9 protein-coding genes and 1 pseudogene are annotated in these 16,551 nt (G+C 39.3%); 8 read left to right on the top strand and 2 right to left on the bottom strand.

Going from position 1 to position 16,551, the window contains the following annotated elements:
- Positions 1–414: 414 nt before the first annotated feature.
- Positions 415–756: pseudogene (locus D0463_RS08845) on the top strand (ATP-binding protein); the annotation flags it as partial.
- A gap of 281 nt (positions 757–1,037) precedes the next feature.
- Here the strand turns inward: D0463_RS08845 and D0463_RS08840 are convergent.
- Both D0463_RS08840 and D0463_RS08830 read right to left on the bottom strand, forming a co-directional pair.
- Complete coding sequence (locus tag D0463_RS08840; protein ID WP_117307045.1) at positions 1,038–2,120, bottom strand: acyltransferase family protein; 1,083 nt, start codon at positions 2,118–2,120, stop codon at positions 1,038–1,040.
- 770 nt (positions 2,121–2,890) lie between these two features.
- Positions 2,891–4,927, bottom strand: a complete 2,037-nt coding sequence (locus D0463_RS08830; protein ID WP_117307043.1) for an SH3 domain-containing protein — start codon at positions 4,925–4,927, stop codon at positions 2,891–2,893.
- A 239-nt stretch (positions 4,928–5,166) separates the two neighbouring features.
- Here D0463_RS08830 and D0463_RS08825 point away from each other — a divergent pair, with 239 nt between their 5' ends.
- The 7 genes from D0463_RS08825 to D0463_RS08795 all read left to right on the top strand — a co-directional run bounded on the left by D0463_RS08825 (position 5,167) and on the right by D0463_RS08795 (position 16,478).
- A complete protein-coding gene (locus tag D0463_RS08825) occupies positions 5,167–8,193 on the top strand; it encodes a S8 family serine peptidase (RefSeq protein ID WP_117307042.1) in 3,027 nt (1,008 codons plus the stop codon).
- Between the two features lie 166 nt (positions 8,194–8,359).
- The gene (locus D0463_RS08820) at positions 8,360–9,388 is read left to right on the top strand and encodes a C40 family peptidase (protein WP_117307041.1); all 1,029 of its coding nucleotides are present in this window, start codon (positions 8,360–8,362) and stop codon (positions 9,386–9,388) included.
- A gap of 227 nt (positions 9,389–9,615) precedes the next feature.
- On the top strand, positions 9,616–10,272 hold the full coding sequence (locus D0463_RS20090) for a C40 family peptidase (protein WP_117307040.1): 657 nt from the start codon (positions 9,616–9,618) through the stop codon (positions 10,270–10,272).
- A gap of 232 nt (positions 10,273–10,504) precedes the next feature.
- Positions 10,505–12,685 (top strand): YhgE/Pip family protein, encoded by a 2,181-nt coding sequence (locus D0463_RS08810; RefSeq protein ID WP_117307039.1) that lies wholly within the window; start codon positions 10,505–10,507, stop codon positions 12,683–12,685.
- A 264-nt stretch (positions 12,686–12,949) separates the two neighbouring features.
- Positions 12,950–13,438 carry a zinc ribbon domain-containing protein gene (locus D0463_RS08805; protein ID WP_160118387.1) on the top strand — a complete coding sequence of 163 codons (489 nt, stop codon included), beginning with the start codon at positions 12,950–12,952 and terminating at the stop codon, positions 13,436–13,438.
- 27 nt (positions 13,439–13,465) lie between these two features.
- Entirely contained in the window at positions 13,466–15,055 is a 1,590-nt protein-coding gene (locus D0463_RS08800) for a zinc ribbon domain-containing protein (protein WP_117307037.1), read from the top strand.
- A gap of 1 nt (position 15,056) precedes the next feature.
- A complete protein-coding gene (locus D0463_RS08795; RefSeq protein ID WP_160118386.1) occupies positions 15,057–16,478 on the top strand; it encodes a zinc ribbon domain-containing protein in 1,422 nt (473 codons plus the stop codon).
- Positions 16,479–16,551: the final 73 nt, after the last annotated feature.

The raw sequence follows: 16,551 nt of genomic DNA, 5'->3' as shown, positions 1-16,551 counted from the left end.
TAATCTACAAATCATAATTAATGTATTTAAAGGGAAAATCAGATTTCTTACATATTTATTAAACCAAATGGAACCTAAAAATGAAGTAAGAATGAGTGAAATTGCTATTTCAGTAGCGAGACGTAAATCAGGTGAGATATTATTCAGCCACTCAGAATTATTACTTAATAAATAAATAAATAAGTCCGTAGTGGAATAAATAAATTGACAAAGAATTATCTCCCCATTGTTTCAGTATTCCTTCCTTACCTCCTATTGTATTTAGTATGAGATAAGTCCCTAAAAAACCAACAGCATAATGGAATAAGTTAGTTGCTACATATGTTGGTATTTCAAATTCTTGATAACCTAAGAAACAAAAAAACATTTTATTATACAGATTTATATTTAAACTAATGAATAACATAACTAAACAACGATTTGATTCAAAATTTGAAGAGAGCACGGCTTGAAAATCGCTTAGAGAGCCGACTGAAGCATTATACAAAATATAAGCTATTAATCATCGACGAGATTGGATATTTACCAATTGATCCAGAAGATGCGAAGCTCTTTTTCCAGCTCATTGATATGCGTTATGAAAAGCGTAGTACGATCTTTACAACAAACGTAAATTTCAAAGCATGGGATGAAGTCTTTCAAGAGCCAAAGCTGGCCAATGCGATTTTAGATCGCATATTACATCACGCAACCGTCGTTACGATAGTAGGAGATTCTTATCGTTTAAAGAATCATTTAGCGAAAGAAAACGAGTGACTTTGTACATCCTTACGCAAGCGAAAGTGTACATATTTGTGTTGACATTTATAGACGTGACTATTTGCCGAAACGATGCTTTTAATTAATTTTATCCCAAATATAGTCTTCTCTAAATGCCTATTATTTTTATTTTTCCATTGTTTCAGGATTAATTATCGTTTTCTTTAGTTCATGATGATCGAAGCGTTGTGGTTATTCGTCGTCAAGGATACCTTCTGCTGTTCAAAAAAATACACCACTTCGAAGGGGTGTATAATCAAGAAATGTTTTTACTTATTTCATCTAGATAGTTTTTGTTCCCTTATTCTTCTAAATCGTAAATTCGGTAAAGTGAAAATTAAGTTTAATTTACTATAACGCAGTGATAACAAACATCCTACTATATAAGAACAGTAATATCCATAATTAGGTGGAAGATATGGTATAGAAAGCAATAAACAAATCAATCCATACCAGAAAAACGGATAAATAGAATCATCAATCTTTACCTGACTGTCTAACCAGATTAAAGCTTTCATTACAACAAACGTAAGAATTAAACTCACTACCCATACGATAATCGGTTGTTTAGTTATATGCATAAAAAGTTGGTGTCCGATAAATATATGGACAAAGAGAAACAATAAAGAGTTTTGCCCTAAGAAAATAAATTCATTCCTAAAAGGGAATTTATACTTTTCTATAGATCTGATTACTAAAAATGAGAAATAGAAAAATGTGACCCCCACAATAAAATACCCTGGACTCATGTCCCACTTATTATCGAAAGTAATACCTGTATTAAGAATCAATGCTACTTGAAAACCTAGCATAATCAGCATAGCTATCTGATTAAATTTAGGTCGCATTGAATAAAAACAATAAATACCGAGCATAAAAAATGCCAACCAGGGAAACAAAGGAAATTGTCCAGGTCTAAATAAAAATTCTTTAAATGGAAAATCCGGAATATAATATCCAAGCAAATGTATTATAAATGGTAATGGGAAAAGGATGCTTACTTTTTCAATGTTGACCCATTTCGATAAAACAACCAAAACTATACTTGATAAGCCTAATACCTGTAAAATTTCCGCCCCCCAAAACACTTCACTACCCCATCTCCCCATTGCAATTCCATTGTAGGAAAAACCCAATAAGAATAAAGCAGAATAATACAAAATGAGGACTTTCCTACTTTTTTTCTTTATTTGGAAAGTTAAAACCACGCCACTTACAGCATAAAATAAAATTGGGGCAAACCCACCAAGGAAATAAATACCCCACCAATCATACTTAGCAGTACCAGTTGTGTTGTGTGCGAATATCATTAGCAGACAAGCTAAACCTTTTAATAAATCGAGCGAATAATCCCTTTGCATTATGAACCTCCGAACATGGTTGTTTATGAATAAATTTCCAGAACAAATATTATTCTACTATATTCGACAAAAAAATACTTCATTTTTACTATAAAATATATATAAATTTCACTTTCTTTCAAAGAAAAAACGTCTAACCTTAGTGGATCTACCCCCTCCTACATTAAGACATAAAAAATACACCTACTAGGCAGGTGTTTCCTCTGTTGGCTTTTCGGTTGTCGGAATACCCTCTGGATATTTAATCTTAATAGTATCCTCATAATCCGTTGCGTATAAAACCGTTTTCGAGTGCGTTGTCTATTTGTTCTTTTGTGAAATTTAGCTGGCGAATATCCTTTGACCTCTTGGTGATAGCCTTCATCAACCGTAGCAAATGTTCTCTTTTATCAATATATATCGACCAGGCAAACCCTCTAACCATTGCGTTGTCGTAGTGTTTCAGCTATTCCAGAATCTCCTTTCAAACTCCTAAGGTTTACAGTGTTTCCATGATGAAAAACTGGTCCTCTTGAATTACTGCATCTCGCGCTTTTAAATCTTCAATTTGGGATTTTAAAGATTCGTTTTCTTCTTTCAGTACTTGCGGAATGGCGTTTAAACGAGCCAAACTCGACAGACGCGCAGCTACAAGCTGCCTGGGACGATTTTTCAGGCAGATCCACAAAGCCCATCAGAACCAAGTGAAATTGATTTAAGAAATTCCTTCCGCCAAAGAAATGAATATCAAAAAAGCTGAAACAAGCCAATGCTTGTCTCAGCTTTTTTTCTTATTGTAGTTCTCTCACAATATACTTCGAACTTACCCAACCAATCTTCCCATCGGATAGCTTAACTTGATACCAAGTCTTTGTGCTATCCATGGTTAGTGTACCATCCTTCTTCAAAATCAGATGTACATAATTGTTTAAATATAAGGTCCCAACTACTGTAGAAGAAGTATTGGCTGATTGCCTTACACTTAATTTACTAGTTGAAATGGAACGTCCCAAGTTTTTCACAGACATATATTGTTTATAAAAAACGAAATCTATACTTTTTGTCCAATATATCATCCCGCCAACATTTATCTTCACCCAAAAGTCATTTGTTTTTTCAAGCAAGGTGAATTTTGTTCCTTTTTGGATAGACTTTGTGATTGCTGTGCTTCCCCTTGAATTAGTAAGCTTCATTTCTTTATTGGCAACCGCTTGTATATCAACAGGAAATACGTCACTCCCCGATGGAAGGCTCGGAACTGCTGGGATCGTCGTATTAGGGCTAACATTTGTATAGTGCGAGCTATTATAAGACATTATTCTTCCCATATGTGCCGCTATTCCTTTACCCCAATACGGGTCACTTGCGTAATAAAAGTTCATCCCTTCACTTCTTGTATCAATTCGTGCATTACTCATACTTTTTGTACTAAAGCCAAGGTATGCCCCTTTATGTCTCCAGTTACTTGGATTGAGGTAGGTTGTTTTCATTTCTTGTGCTATATATTCGATGTTTTTATCCACGCTCGAAAAGCGGGCTGCCGAAATGTACGGGCTTGAATCGTATGCTTTAAATCCAAATAAGTTGTTTTTTCCTAGTGAAATCTGCGACGTTCCGTAAGCACTTTCGTGAATGGCGTGTGCAGCTAAGTAAAGAGCGTTAACCCCGTACTTATTTCCAGCATTGATGATCACTTGTCCCTTTCCGGTCAATATACTGGTTTTACCGGTAGACTTTACATAACTAGCAATATAGTTATTTATCTGCGTTGCTGTTACAGTTGATTTTTTGCGTAAATCAATGAATTGATAGCCTGACCTGCTGGAAAGCGGGTCGCCTGTTCTTACCTCTTGTAAGGATGAACCAGCTATATAACCTGTTTTTCCTCCGTATGATAACTTATACCACCCGTTTGATACTTTATGAGTTGGATAAAGAATTTTTCCGCTTGGAACCTCACCAACGACTGAAGAAGATGAATCAGCTGTTTTTCTTAGGCTTACTTTCGCTTTGATTAGATGTGTTTTCGCCGCAATAGCTGTTTCGGTAATGGTCGGTTTCGTGCTCACTGAACCGGCATAAATATAGTAGTTCTTTCCTTTATAAGAAGCTCGGTACCAGGTTTGCCCAATGCTATTAATTACTTTTTGCGTTGAAGTAAGTTTATAATTTATCGGAATCTTGTAGACTTCCTTTTTCTTTGTGTCTGGTGTTGAATGCAAATTACTTTGCTTTTTTGTATAATAATTTGTTCCTTTTGTCGTTGAATATCGATAATATTCTTTCAGACCACGATCTACCCAGCCAGTTTTCGTGACGTTTTTCCCTTTAGATGAATAGGTATAGGAGACTTTATACCAGTTCCCCTTTTTTTCCGCTGATGTGACACTCTTCCCTTTTGGAATCGTTATGACTTTCTTGTTTTTTGATGATGCACCAGTCCGCATCGTTAATCCCGATGTCGTCTGATAAGAAGTTTTAGCGAATTTAACGGTACTAGTACTAGCGGTTCTTATATAAGATCCACTTACCCAGCCTGTTTTCGATACTTTCTTTCCTTTGGATGTATACGTATAAGAAACTTTATACCAACTTCCTCTTTTTTCACCTGATGTTACCGTCTTCCCTTTTGGAACAGTGATCACTTTACTATATTTAGTGCTTGGACCGCTTCGTATATTTACATTTGTAGTAGATATATAGGATTTTTTGCTGAACTTGACTGTACTGCTGGCCTCAACCTGACTTGTTCCTACGGGTGATAAAACAGCAGCACTTCCTATAGCTAAACTTACAGAGAGAATGAGAATTTTTCCTGCATTTTTCATGCATACACTTCCTTTTAAAGTCCTATTTATAAGTAGATAATAGTAATTTTTTAATAATCATTTATTTACATAACACATGGTGCCTTACCGTTATTTATCGGTCTAAAAAAGATATATTTTATTACAGTAATGTTACAATTTTGTTGTGATAAAGTTACAATGAGTAATATAACTATTAAATTTTTGCTAAAAATACCGATATATTCTATAACTAATCTTAAAAAATCAGGTGATAATCGATGAAAAGATTTTATTCTATAGTGATTGTTTTCAGTTTCCTATTTATATTTGGTTCTGCCGTTAAAGCAGAAGGTCAAGATGTTAAAATTGAGCCTGACATCCCGAAACATGATACGGAAGCCCTTTTTGAAGAAGAAAAAGAGTTTGATAGCCGGGAGCTTGTTATTAAATTCCGCAATGATGCTACTAATCTTGAAAAAGAAGCAATCCTTAAAGGATTTCATGTTAAAAAAGTTGATAGTCAAAAAGTCGGAAATTATCATCTCGTTTCTGTTCCTAAAGGAACGGATCTTCAATTGTTGGCTGATAAATTTTTGAAAAATAAACAGGTCGAATATGTAGAACCGAATTATGAAATTGAATCCCAATACAAGCCTAAGGATCCTAAATATTCCAAGCAATGGTATCTGAAGAAATTGAACATGCCCAAAGCATGGGATATTTCAAAGGGGGCAGCTCACGTTACGGTTGCCGTTGTGGATGGAGGGGTGCAGACAAATCACCCGGATTTAACAGGGAAAATTGTCAAACCATACAATGCGGTGACAGGTGGAACTACTTATCCTGTTGATGACCATGGTACCCATGTAGCGGGGATCATCGCCGCGACCATAAACAAAACAGGTATATCCGGCATTTCCCCCAATGTAAAAATCATGCCCGTAAACGTTTTTGAAGGTGATTTTGCAGACAGTTTCATTATTGCAGACGGAATCACATACGCCGCAGATTCCGGAGCCGATATTATCAATTTAAGTTTGGGCAGCTATTATTACTCATCCGTAATAGACTCTGCTATAAGTTATGCAGCGTCAAAAGGTATTGTCGTTATAGCCGCAGCGGGAAATGACGATACAAATTATAAAGCCTATCCTGCTGCCAATGACCATGTATTAGGTATAAGTGCAACGACAAAATATGATAAGATCACTTGGTTCTCAAACTATGGAAAGTATATCGATTTTTCTGCTCCTGGAGAGGATATCTACTCTACCGTCTCAAGAAGTCGTTATGACTCTTATGACGGAACATCGATGGCTTCGCCTGTAGTAGCCGGTGTCACCGCGTTGATTTTATCTAAAAACCCATATTTATCGCCTTCACAGGTAACAGGAATACTTAAGAGTTCATCTGTCGATTTAGGTAAGAAAAAATGGGATCACTTTTACGGGTATGGCCGTGTGGATGCTTATAGGGCATTAAGTAAAACTCCGGCGCCGATGTCCTCTGTCAGCTCATCCAAGGCGCTAGTTGAAAACGGAAAGAATAAGGCATCGATTTCATTTACAGCTCCAAAGGGAAAAACCGTTTCTCTATATGTTCAGAACTCTAAAGGAACGGTTGTAAGAAAGCTGATCACAAATAAGGTATGGACAGGCGGCAAAGTGTCCGCTTCATGGAATGGAAAGCTCGATAACGGGGCTTATGCCGGAAGCGGAACCTATAAAATTGTCGCAAAGGTTTCCCACCCTAAAGGGACGGTTTATCGGACTTCCAGCATTAAAGTAACAGAAAAGATCAAACCTGATGTGGCTTTTTCATCGTCATCCACTGCTTATTCACCGGCAGTCAAAGCAAACCTGTCCACATCATTCCATCTTAATAAAAGCGCAAAGGTCTCAGCTGCTGTTTATGACGCAAGAGGTAAGCTGGTCCGGACAGTCTGGAGCAACAAAAGCCTTAGTGGCGGGAAACGTTATGTAGATTGGAATGGGAAGGATTCAAAAGGATATAGAGTAAAAGATGGGATTTATTATCTTAAACTCAATGTGATCGATTCCAAAAAGGTTAAAGGCAAAACGAAGTCGTATAAAGTAACGATCGATACGACCACAAATGGATCCATTTCAAATACTAGTCAGACATACAAACTGGATGGAAACAATAAATCAGCTGCAAGGATTAACCTAACAGAAAAAAGCTACCTCACTGTTACGGTATTGGATTACCAAGGCAAGGCTGTTAAACAAGTAATATCCAATAAAGCGTATAATGCCGGCACCCACACAGTATATTGGGATGGTAAAACGAGCATCAACAGCTATTCTAAAGAAGGCAATTATTCCTTCCTTGTGGAGGTTCGCGATAGCCTTGGGAATAAGAAATCTTTCAAGAGCAGTATCTTTAAAATCGAGGATTTGATCAAACCGAGGATTGCAGGGCCTAATTCGGCAGCTGTTCGATCTGAAAATCCTGCGAACATTAGCTACACTCTATTAAAAGCGGGCAACGTTGAAATTAATATTTATAAAGGTTCTGAGCTGGTTAAAACGATTATGCCGCGTACAGCAAAGCCTGCCGGCACCTTCTCGTTTACATGGAATGGGCTAGATAATAGTGATCAGCCTGTTGAAGATGGGGCCTATACGTATCAAGTCAAAGTAAGCGATCCGTATAATTCAGAAACCATTCTTGCCGGGACGATGAACGTAGCTTTAACTGTTGGAATCACGAATCCCACTTCGGTGCCTTATTATCCCGAGGAACAAATCCTAAGTGAGGTTTTCTATAAATTATCGAATCCAGCTAAAGTGACGGTCGATATCCTTGATCAAAACGGTGCACAACTAGCCAATCTTGTCACAAACGAACAGCTTGAAGCTGGCATACAAAGTTTCAAGCTGGACCGTGGCTTAGTGATTGACCCAGCTAATGACTTTCTCGTTTACCGTATAACGGCCGTCAATGCATTTGGACAGACAGCGACTTCAGATGGGAAATTGGTTAAAGATATTAAACCAAACTGGTTAACTCAAGAAATTAGATTTATTGAAGATTCCGTTAATAAAAGATTAGAAGTGGATGCGACCCTACTTGGAGATGGCGAAGCGAAATTATTGGTTTACGACAACGGACTGGATTTGTTGAATGACGGTACTGCTATTGAAAGCAAGGTATTCCCACTTGCTGATGGCTTAAATCACATCTCGGACACTAAACCATTAACTTCAAATTTACATTATAAAATCGTCTATACAAATGGATCGCAGAGTTATTCTTTCATGATAAATGAAGATAATTATTAAAAGCTTTGCCTGAGAAATGCGGCATGCAATTGCCGCATTTTTTCATGAGCGTATTACCCAATTCAATAGATTTCAAACCTACAAGTATTATTTGTAACACAAATGTAATATTTTCAAATGCCATTTTTGGTAGAATTATGTCAATAGATGATGAGGGAGTGAAGAAATGAAAAAAAATGTTACAACTTTGACTGCAGCAGCATTACTATCTACGACTCTAGTCACACCTGCCCTGGCGGATACATATACAGTGAAAAGCGGAGACAATCTCTCAAAAATAGCAAAAGCCCATTCAACTACCGTCTCAAAACTAAAAGAAGCAAATAAACTTAAATCAGATAGAATTTCCGTTAATCAAAAGTTAAATATTCCCGGAAATAATACATATAAGGAAGAAACAGTCTCCATCAAGACCGCCCAAACAAAATCGTATACAGTCGTTTCAGGAGATACGCTCATTAAGATCGCGAACAAGCATAACATTACGTTAGCTGAACTGAGCCAATGGAACAATCTAAAAGGGCACCAGATCTATCCCGGTCAAAAATTGGTCGTGTCTAAATCTACGAATTCCAATACAATTATTTTGCCTAAACCGAAGCAAGCAGCACCTGCTCCTGCTGCTGTAACAAGCTATACAGTTAAAAAAGGCGACAGTCTTTGGAAAATTGCAAACCAGACAGGCGCTTCGGTTCAGAGCATTAAAACAGCAAACAATCTGAAGTCTGATACAGTCAGAGTCGGACAAACATTAAAAATCCCGACTAGTAAAGCTCCAATAACTGTCGCTAAACCGGGCACGACTAGTGTGTCACCGAGCCAGAGAGTGAACACCGTCATTTCGGAAGCGAAAAAGCAGATTGGCGTTCCATATTCCTGGGCAGGAGCTTCACCATCTGGATTCGACTGCAGCGGATTTATCTATTATGTATACAAAAAAGCAGGCTACCAGATTTCGAGACTATCATCCTCTACTTATTACAGCTTAGGGAAAAAGGTTACAGCACCGCAGCCGGGGGATTTAGTTTATTTTAATACTTCCAGTCCCACTAATAAAAAAGTTGTCAATCATATGGGTATTTACATCGGGAATGGCCAATTTATCCACGCAAGTTCTAGTCTTGGGGTCACAATCACTCCCTTGAGCAATTCTTATTGGAAACCTAAAATCATTGGCTATAACAGATTGCCTTAACAAAAATCCGGACTTCCACCATGGAAGATCCGGTTTTTTTATAAAGAGATTTAAGTTTTATTATAGAACTTACTACCAAATCTCATAACTAGTACGCTTTACCTATGCATCCGACAAATTATTCATTTGTAATATAACTGTAACGAAAAATGTCGTTTATTGTAACATAAATGTATTAGGATAATCTTGTAAACTATTGATAGAATTTCTAGGAGGAAGTAAACGGCATGAAAAAATGGTTCACGTCTACGATTATTGCAACTGTTCTTGTGATTTTGATTGCGCCTTTTCAGGCATCTGCAAATGTTGGTGATACAACTTTAAAGCCGGGGATGAAACACGCGGAAGTGCGTCAGCTTCAAAACCTCCTAAAAGTAAAAGGCTATTTAAAAACAAATTCTTATACTACACACTATAATACCTCCACCACCAATGCCGTTAAAAAGTTTCAAAGTTCTAAGAAACTAAAAGCAACCGGCATTGCTGACAGGGCTACCTATAATAAATTAGGTGTTTATAACGTTAACAATACTAGTTTAATAAACTATGCCAAGAAACAGATCGGTGTAAAATATAAATGGGGCGGGACAACCCGGGCAGGATTTGACTGCTCAGGCTTCATCCTATATGTTTTTAAAAATTCCCAAAAGATTACCCTGCCACGTACAGCAGCACAAATGTATTCAAACGTTGGCTTAAAAACCTCCAAGCCTGCTGTGGGTGACCTAGTATTCTTTACTACTTACAAGAAGGGCGCTTCTCACGTCGGAATCTTTATCGGTAACAATCAGTTCATCAGCGCTTCTTCTTCAAAGGGTGTTAGCATCGCGAGCATGAGCAACTCTTATTGGAAGCCGCGTTACCTTGGAGCTAAAACATTATAATTAATCCTTAAAAACTTAGTCAGTTAATGGCTAAGTTTTTTTGTCTATAACGTCAAGGTGCTATCACCTAAGATAATCTAAATTCCCTAATTTTATAAAAAAAATGCTTTTATTTCAAAATTTTTTAGTAAAAAAGCAGGATTTTAGCATAACTATTCAGAATATATAGAATAGTAAAATGAATGAATCACCATTCAATCACTTTACTCAATTACGAACAAGGGGGTAACATATGAAAGGTCTTGGATTACGTACGGGCCGTCTGGGCGACAGGAAAGGATTTCTCATTGCTATTATAGCTGCTTTATTAGTACCGCTTGTGTATGCGGTAATTATCCTTACTGCCGACTGGGGGCCGTATGACAATTTAGACAGTCTGCCGGTAGCTGTGGTCAACAATGATGTAGGTGGAATGTCGGGGGAAGAAGAAATTAACGTCGGTGATGATTTAGTGGCTGATTTGAAGGAGAACAAAACCTTGGGATGGGACTTTGTTGACTCTAAAGAAGCCGAAAGAGGCATGCAAAATAATGATTATTATATGGTAATCGAAATTCCGGAAGATTTCTCACAAAAAGTAACGACGGTCATGGATGAAAATCCTGAAAAACCGGAATTGAAATTCACCCAAAACGAAGGCTTGCACTTCATGGCGGCACAGGTAACGAACAATGCCACGGAGAGAATTCGCTCACAGCTGGCTGATAAGATTACCGAAACCTATACAGAAAATGTCTTCAACAGTCTAGGTGATGTGGCTACAGGCTTTCAAGATGGTGCGGATGGTGCCGGGAAGATAAACGAGGGTGCAACTGAGCTGCATGATGGTACAGGCCAGATACTAGGATCACTTAAAGAAAAAGCTCCTGATATTGATAGGCTGGCAGACGGCACCCAAAAGCTGGCTGATGGATCTGGTGTCCTTCTGAAATCTTTGCAAGGTGGTTCCGGAAGCATTAGCAAACTTGCTGATGGGGCAGCGAGAGTGGATGACGGAGCCAACAAACTGGCTGCTGGTACAGGCCAATTAGAAGCTGGATCAGCAGAAGTCCTAGCTGGCTTAAAGAGAGCCGAAGCCGGAAGTAACAAGTTGAATGCTGGCTTCACTGACAAGCTCATACCAGGAAGTGAAGCATTAGCTAACGGAACTGTTGAAGCGGATGATGGTGCACAATACCTTAAAGGTGGTGCCCAACAGGTTGCTGATGGCATAGAAGAAATGGCGAAAGATCCTTTGTTTGCTGCATTCTTTACCCATCACCCGGATGGTATAAGACTTCGTGAAGGTAGTAAAGCAGTTGCTGCAGGTGCAGCGGATCTGGCAGTCGGCACTACTAACTTAAAAGATGGTGCTCAATCCCTATACACTGGAATATCTGGTGATGCAGCTGATGGAGCGAAGGATCTAGCATCAGGACTCGATCAATTAGTAGCCGGTCAAACAGAAATTAACGCTGGCGCAAAAGAATTAAACTCTGGGGCAAACACTCTAGCATCTGGTACAGGTCAGCTTGCAGACGGAAATGCCCAAGTAAACTCCTCATGGGGAAGGCTTACTGAAGGCGCTGCCACAATTAATGGAGGCTTAAAGGAAGTAAACACTGGTAACCAAACCGTAAAAACAGGCTGGGGCACCCTAACAGATGGCGTCACAAAAGTAGATGACGGTGTTGGACAAATTGAAAACGGTTCCAAGGAATTATCAACCGGCCTTGCTGGCGGGGCTGAAGAAACAGGAAATATTAATACTGGTGACGATAACCTCTCCCAGTTTGCATCGCCTGTTCAATTAGCCGGTGAAACGCTAAATAAATTCCCAGAATATCGTTATGCGAATGCACCTTACATCATGTCATTGGCTCTTTTCGTCGGTGTGTTGATCCTGTCTCTTCTGTTTGATCTGGCGAAACCTGCTGTTACAGCTGTTTCTCCGTTCAGATGGTACCTTGGTAAATTCGGTACAATGGCAGGTCTTGCCACTGCGCAAGCGCTGTTGGTTTCTTTCTTTGCAACGTTCTTCTTAAAATCGAATTTTGCAAACGGTTTCACGTTGGTGCTTTTCTCTGTGTTTGTTAGCTTAACATTCTTGACGATTGTGTTCTTCCTGGTAGCGTTGGCTGGAAATATCGGTCGCTTTATCGCTTTTGCATTCTTGGTGCTTCAGCTGTCCACGACAGGCTCTGCGCTTCCGATTCATATGCTTCCAGACAATCTTCAAGCTCTAAGTAAATTCTTGCCGTTGACTTATTCAATCGGCGGATTTAAATCTATTATTACGTTGGACCATTACGGAGCTTTCTGGGCAAATGTCGGCGCGCTTTTCGTTTTTCTTGCCGTATTTGCAGGATTAACATTGGCTTACGTATTATTCCGTTCTAACAAACGGGTCAATCAAACAGAAGCTGCTGCGTAATAATCATTACGTTAGACCTTCTTAGGACTTTTCCTAAGGAGGTCTTTCTATTTCCCCCTTCCTCTTTTTAAATAGTTCCCTCTTTTATGACTAAAAACCTACCTTAAATTCACTCCATGTCGAATTAGGTCCATTATTGTATATTCATTGCATTTATTTTGCAAATTTTTCAGATTTTCGCTCTCAATCCAGGAAAAATGTAATAAAATAGTCACAGGACTATTTATCCATATTTGCCAAAACAACAAACAGGAGTGTTGCATGATGAGCGATTTACAGACGAAACTCGGAGGCGGATTGAATATTCTTCAAGACGGCCTTCAGCAAGGGAAACAAAAACTGCAAAACGTACAGGAAGCAAGCCAATTGAAAAAAAATTTACAGGAAACGAGCGAACAGCGTGCCAGTCTGATGATTAAGCTAGGAGAAGAAGCGTATAAGATGGTCAGGCAGGGCTCTTTGCTTGATGATAAATTGGTACAGATGGCTTTGCCATTACTTAATTTGGATGTACAAGCATATCAGGTTCAGCAGGCTTTAGAAGACTTACATAAAGCGTCAGGAGCCGGACCAGTCTGCAAGAACTGTGGAAACCAGGTTACCGAGCTGGATAAGTTCTGTGGAAGCTGTGGCTCTCAAGTGGAAAATGAAGTAGCTGCTACTGTCGAATCGGGAGTCCAATGTGAAAAATGCAATACAAGCATTCCGAGTGGCGCCAATTTTTGCGGATGCTGTGGAACTAGCTTAGTATAATTGAATAATTGATGGAGGTATACACATATGTATTGCAGCACGTGCGGATTCGAGAATCCGACAGATAACAACTATTGTTTACAGGACGGAACAAGACTTAAACCCCAAAACTCCAGATTTTCCATGGATTTCTCAGCATCCACCTTTTGTTCGGAATGTGGAAGCAATGCATCGGCAAAGGATAATTATTGCGGAAGCTGTGGTTCTGCTTTATTAAACTACCAGAAGGCAGGATCGACGAAGGCAGCTCCTGTTAAAGGAGAACAGGCCGTTTCTTTTCCAAATTCTATCAAGAAACATTTCAAGACGGCCCTTATTTCTGCAATTGCAGGCTTGCTGCTCATATTCCTTATTAACTGGGCCCTACTTGCCGCAAACGAAGCGGCATACAAATCATTCCTAAACGATGCCTACGGAGGCAGCTTTAATATAGAAAACATGACCGACTACTTTGAAAGCACTACGGATTCAAATCTTCCGGAACCGAGAAAATTAGTCGGCGTTACCGATATGGTGATGGCTTCCCATTTGATTTCTCCTACTCTATCTACCAGCGTGGGTGAATTTATGGAAGATGAGTTCAAACGGGAATACAAGCTTTCACTTGGACTTGTCATCCATTTACTGATACCGGCGATCGCTCTATTTATTGCAGGGATTTACTTCAGAAAGAAGACTAAGGAAGCTTCTATATATTCCGTATTTTACGGGTCTCTATCTATCGCTCTTTTATATGGGGTTATTCTTTCGATTGTCTCTTTCTTCAGCGGTTTTTCTTATGAAGTTAAGACTGAAGAATTAAGCTTGGATCTTAGTACTACCTATTCCTTTTTAGCTGCATTCTTAAAAGGATTTGGAATCGCCTTCCTGTTCAGTTTGATTGGCATGCTTTTTTCGATTACTTTCAAAAAGGCTACAGCCCATCTATCAGACATGCTGTCTATCGGTGAGGCTCTACATCAAGGGATCGCTACTTTTTTCCGGAGCTTTATTATCTTTGCAGCGATTATGATGATTGCCGTATATAACGGGCTTAAAAGGCTTGAGATTTTCGCTGAAGAGTCATTGGGATCTAGCCCGCTCGGCTTGCTTTTAGAAAAATCGTTCGGCTTTATTTTGACGGCCGGTACCCAATTTGGCGTCTATGCTTGGAACTTGGCCAGTTTTGGGACATTAGCCTTCACCGGGAAAGAAGAAAACGAAGAATTCTCTTTAGCTTATTCGATTTTCTCCGGACTAAAACCAACTGGTGAGCACTCAGCTTCAGATATGTATGACATACAGATGTTTCTAGATAGTATAAACTTCGGGCTTTACACAAAGCTGGCTGTGCTTATTCTAGTGGCCCTTTTCGTCTGGTCCGGTTACCGGTTAGCCGTAAAAGGAAATGCATCCATTAAATCACTTGCCATCTATAGCCTTGTTTACTCCGTGATGTTTGGCCTGCTTACTTATTTAGCCGGATTCCATTTTTCATCAGAAAGCTTGGCAACTGAAGATTCTTATCTCTATGAAATCACATTTGGCGTAAGCGCAATGGCTACTTTTGTAAAAAGCTTGATCATTTCCTTTGTTTTTGCTTATGCCGGCACATTTATCGCGAAATGGAGACGTTAACATGAATTACTGTAAAGAATGCGGGACACAGCTTAATGACAGTCAAACTTTCTGCAGCAATTGCGGAGCACAGCAACCGGAACCGGCATCGGACGCCCCTGCTTCACCGACCCGGAACAAGAAGCGTTCCCTTTCGGGGAAGGCAAAAGCAGGAATCATTACTGCGGTGATTCTAGTTGCATCTCTGGCCGGGAGTCACTTCTACCTTTCATCCTTGACAGATCCGATGAAAACCGTCGAAGAATTCGAGAAAGCAGTGAAAGATGATGATACTAAAGCTCTTGCCAAAATAATCAATCAAGGCCAGGATAAGCACACCATTACCGAAAAGGAAGCCGCTTCCTATCTCGCCTTTCTTACCGATGATAATGATTTCAACGATATCAGCAAAGAGCTTAAAAGGCAGGCTTACGAGATTGATGGATACAAAGTAACGGAAGCGGTCAAAGATGGTTATAATAACAAGCTAGTAAGTGTCAAAAAGGAAGATAAGAAAAAGTGGTTGCTGTATGATGATTACTTCCTTGAATTTTACCCAATCGAATTAGTTGTCTCTTCTAATCTTGAAGACACGGAAGTCTCGCTAGCCGGAAAGAAAACAAAGACACTGAAGGAAGAAGACGAAGATGAGAACTTAGGTTATATCTTCCCTGGGGAGCATATCTTGAAAGCCGTATATAAAGGAGAGTATGCCGAGCTTACATCAGAGGATGAATTGGATTTTTCCGATGCATATGAGAATGAACTGGTGGTTGATATAGAGATTGATAGCACCTCTCTTTATCTATACTCGAATGATGATGATGCTGTTCTGTTCGTAAACGGGAAAAGCACCGGTGAAAAGATTGCCGACATGGATAGCTTCGGTCCTGTCGCAACAGATGGTTCGATTAAGCTCCATGCCGAGAGGAAAGTTGATGGCAAGACAGAAAAAACCGAGGTATTTAAAGTAAATGATGATTCCGATGTAGAATTGCTTTTTGAAGAAGAAGAAACCGCCGAAGTAGCTTCCACTTTCAGCGATCTTTTCGAGCAACAGGGAGCGTTTGGAGACAATGAAATCGGTGAGTTTATGGACAAACACTTCACAGATCAGGTTGCAGCGATCAATGCCCGGGACTTCTCATTGGGAGCATCAACCATCGATCCAAAAGGCCCTTCCTACGAAGAGACCCGAAAGTATATCGACACCCTTGAGAAAAAAGGGATTACTGAGGAATATCATGGACTAAGTTCCATTGATTCAGAAGAGGTTGATGGCGGCTACAACGTCACAACTGAGGAAAGTTATATCATCCATTATGATGACGGAACTTCCAAATATAAAAAATTCCGCTCTAAATTTTTCTTAACGTTAACGGAGGATGGTTTGAAGGTTAACAAGCTGCTTGATACGGAAGAAATAGAGAGTAATAATTTGTAGAATAATGAGGCTGCCATTTAGGCGGCCTCTTCTGTTTTTTGGGTTTGGATAATAAAACAGGTTGGTTGGATAA

This window comes from Bacillus sp. V59.32b (genome assembly GCF_003429085.1).
Taxonomy (GTDB): domain Bacteria; phylum Bacillota; class Bacilli; order Bacillales; family DSM-1321; genus Peribacillus.
The sequence above is the reverse complement of the archived record's forward strand: the minus strand, read 5'-3'. Positions and strand labels throughout refer to the sequence as shown.